General features: G+C 39.5%; 2 protein-coding genes and 1 pseudogene. 1 reads left to right on the forward strand and 2 read right to left on the reverse strand.

The window, feature by feature from the left end; genetic code table 11:
- Positions 1-420: 420 nt before the first annotated feature.
- Positions 421-2,271 carry a chloride channel protein gene (locus tag IQ228_RS22705; protein WP_027402010.1) on the reverse strand — a complete coding sequence of 617 codons (1,851 nt, stop codon included), beginning with the start codon at positions 2,269-2,271 and terminating at the stop codon, positions 421-423.
- A gap of 368 nt (positions 2,272-2,639) precedes the next feature.
- On the opposite strand from IQ228_RS22705, the gene IQ228_RS22710 reads away from it, so the two are divergent.
- The gene (locus IQ228_RS22710; RefSeq protein ID WP_027402009.1) at positions 2,640-3,017 is read left to right on the forward strand and encodes a hypothetical protein; all 378 of its coding nucleotides are present in this window, start codon (positions 2,640-2,642) and stop codon (positions 3,015-3,017) included.
- Between the two features lie 648 nt (positions 3,018-3,665).
- Here the strand turns inward: IQ228_RS22710 and IQ228_RS22715 are convergent.
- Positions 3,666-4,011, reverse strand: a pseudogene (locus tag IQ228_RS22715) (phospholipid carrier-dependent glycosyltransferase); the annotation flags it as partial.

Here is a 4,011-nt window from a genome sequence, read left to right on the forward strand (position 1 = left end):
CCCCTGCCCCCTACCCCCTGCTTGCCTTCACCCGTCATTTTCGGGTTGACAGACTACTAGAATATGCTGCATTGTGAAGAGATTTTACCAATGGAGAGCGATCGCTTGATTGATAATCTAGTTAATTTAGCGTTGCTGATAGCCTGCGTGGCGTAGCCATGTTGAGGTATGAAATTCCCAAATTGAACCTTTAAAACTCTTACCTTTGCGTGAGACTAAAGGACTTCCAATTAAAAAAATCCCCAAAAGTTTCTTGTGGGATGGGCATCTTGCCCGCTAATTACCAAGGACAGGCAGGATGCCCATCCCACAAAATTGGGTAATTTATTTTTTGGTGATCCCTAAAATTCATACCCTTAATCAGCAACGCCTATGGAAATCAAAGCAATCACGAGAGGTTGCCCCCAGGATATTGACCAATTACCAATTACCAATTTCCTCTATATATTCGGCAGTGGGAATCACTGGTGAATATTGGTGCAGTATCTTAGTGATTGCCGTTAAATTACAAGTTAATTCAATTTGTTCCCTTTCTAGCAAACCCAGAATAAAATCGGGATTGTCTTTAGCTACCACTGGTAATTGATGTAAACCACGTAATGCCATCCGGTCTAAAGCTTCAGATACAGGTTCATCATCCCAAGCATAGAGAATATCTGTAGTACAAATATCTATCAGTTTTTGACTAGATAAATATTCCTGAATTTCCGGCAATGAATTAGGAAGATTTTGGCAGATAAAAAAAGTTCGTTTAATATCTTCTAGGGAAAGAATTCCTACCAGTTTACCAGTATCATCATCAATGATTAAAGCACTGCGTATTCGTTCCCGCGTCATTACTACCGCAGTCTCTAATACGCCTAAAGTTGCTGATAATTTTTTGGGACAGGTGTACATAGCATCTGCTACTAACATTTGCTGCCAAAGTTCTACTTTTTCATCTTTCAATTCAGGTAAACCAATCTGTTGCAGATTAGCATTAGCATCTACAGTTGGTTTGATTAGTTCCACCAACCAAACACTTAAACCCACTGCTGCCATTAAAGGTAAAACAATGCGGTAATCACGGGTTAATTCAAATAACATTAAAATTGCTGTTAATGGCGCTCTCACGCTACCTGCTAAAACCGCCGCCATACCTACCATTGCATAAGCTGGAGGAGCAGCCATATATTCTCCAATTCCTGGGATGATCAAAGCCAAAAATTTAGCGTAGGCAGACCCAAAGGAAGCACCTAAAAACATGGCTGGGGCAAATAATCCGCCCACAAAACCACTACCTGAACTTACCGCTGTCATTAGCAGTTTTAATACTAGTAAAATGAGTAATAAATTGAGGGAAAAATCTTCATCCTGTAGTATGGCTTCTACAGTTCCATAGCCGATACCTAAAATTTGTGGGTATTGCCAACCGACTAAACCAAGAATTACACCACCAAAAATTGGCTGAATGGACTGAGGAATTTTACCTAATAACGTTAACCCTGAGAAATTGCCAGCAAAGATAGCTTTAGCTAAACGAATGGATTCAGTATAAGTAAGAGAAATTAAACTTGCACCCAAACCTAAACCCAGATAAAGCGGTAATTCTAGGTAACTGCGAACTTGATAAGCGGGTAAAGCAAAAGCTGGTTGTGAACCTAACCCAATTTGAGCAATTAAAGCAGCTACTACGGCGGCAAGTAACACCACACTTACGGCAGAAGTAGCAAAATATGTACTGCCCATGACTACTTCTAAGGCAAAAAATACTCCCGCAATGGGGGCATTAAAACCAGCCGCTAACCCAGCCGCAGCACCAGCCCCCAATAGTAACCGCTGACGCTCCTGAGATACTTGTAATATATCTGATAACAACACCCCAAAATTAGTCCCAATTTCTACACTTGGACCTTCTGGACCTAAAGATGCACCACTACCAAGAGAAACTGCCGCCGCGATCATTTTTGTCACCGGTCGCAGGGGTTTTTTCGCTTCTTTTCCCTGAGAAACAGCTATCAGGGATGAAAGTCCTGGACCAAAATCTTGAGTTCGCCAACGCATGAGGCCAACAATGATACCACCGAGAATAGGAACAGCCGCTAAGGTCCAAGCACCCCAAATTCCAATCTGTCCCATCAGATTTTCCAACATGAAGTTGTTAATTAGCTGGATTAAATAGTGAAAGGTGACTATACCCATACCTGTGCTACTGCCAATTAGCACGGCTAAAAACAGCACTACTGTTTCGGGAGAGGCTTGAAAACGATTAATTAACTGAGTGAACCGCATGGAATATGGGGGAAAGTAGGGTTTTAATCATTGAGGATTCTTAGATATTGATAAACGGGGTATAATGTTGGAAAAATCCGTTTTTTGTCTATTATTTCTTATTGTGGTTCATTTTCAGAGAAACTGCCTGCTCAATAATTAACTAACAAAAATCACAAAATATTTAGAAAAAATAATTCTACTTTGTGGTGCTAACAACTTGGGTTAATATTGAGGGGAGTACGTCTTTGGAGCAATTGCATTCTTAAACTCCATAATAGTATTTTGCCAATCACTATCAGTGATTATGGCACGATTACTAGGTTTACAGTAAAATTCAATACAGATATTGTTATAAATAGAATCGAGGGACTAGGCGGACGAGGTAGATGAGTACAAATACTTTTCATAATCACTATGTTACTTGCCCAATTTGCCAAAAAAATAACAGAACAAAGCCAATAAAGTCTTATATTGGTTTGTTTACCTGTCCTTATTGTCAAGAAAAATTAGTTGTTTGCCAAAGTGGACACTATGTGCGTGATCCATTTATTTGGAGACAAATAATGATTTCGTCGGTTCTCCGTCGTCAAAGCCGACCTTTGGCAAGGATTATCAGAGATTTTATTGTCATTAAGCATCCTTTACTGTCTTTAGTTGTGGGAAGTGCAATTTTTTTCGGGATTGTGACTATGACTCAAGACAACATGAGTCGTAATGGTCAAGAAATTCCCCAAATTGAAAAAATGAATAGGGGTGAAAAATAGATTTCAGGCGTATGGCTAACGCCACGCTTTGTTATCAGGCGTTCAGGAAGAAGAAAATTTCTGCTTCCCTGTTCCCTATTCCCTGTTCCCTTGCCATAACGACAATTTTTAATTTCCACCTACTTAGGGCTTGCTGATAGCGTAGCGTGGCGTAAGCCATATAAACTGAAAACCTAGATATATTAAGAGTTGTTGGGTTAAAAAAGTGAATCAGGTGCAAGGAATCAACATTGAAACTTTTGATTTACCTATCATTTTTGGCGTTGCTGATTAAGGGTATGAATTTTAGTCTCACGCAAAGGCGCAATCACGCTTCGTGATCTCGAAGAGTAGACGCACTGAGGTTTGAGTTTTAAAGGTTCAATTTGGGAATTTCATACCTCGATTCAGCAACGCCTCATTTTTCAGATTCGAGACTATTCTGATCTCCTTCTAATTCTTTCTTCTGACTCGGTGACTCCTGACTCCTAGCCCATTACTTACGTCACGCTGCGCTATCACGAACAGACTTTTTCGGCAAACCCTACTTAAGTAGGTTGGCGTTGAAAATTGTCGTTATGGCAAGGCAAAAGGCAAGAGGCAAGAGTGAAGAGGGTTTAAGCGATTTTACATTTCTTTACACAGTTTGGTTTTATTGTGTTCACCTACTTATAATAAGTTATTTTGTTTGGTAATTAATTGCCAGTCTTTTACTTGGTCTATGACTTTGATGGATTTAAATTGGAGGTTTTCTAAGGTAGATGTGTTAATGAGAAAATAAGGTTGGCTATCATATTGCCAGTAATATTGTAGTTCACCGATAGAAGCAGGAATGATCGTGCGATCGCTATAAAAATCCAAGGAAGGACGATGATAGGGAAAAGATGTATAGATTTCCTTAACTGCTGGATTAATTTTCGTGATCATTGCCGCTACGGGTTTAACGGCATAGGCTGTATTTAATTCCCAAACCCAGTAATTAGATTTCATTAATAATAATAGAGAAATATAACTT

The sequence above is a fragment of the Dolichospermum sp. LEGE 00246 genome, assembly GCF_015207865.1.
GTDB classification, from domain to species: domain Bacteria; phylum Cyanobacteriota; class Cyanobacteriia; order Cyanobacteriales; family Nostocaceae; genus Dolichospermum; species Dolichospermum heterosporum.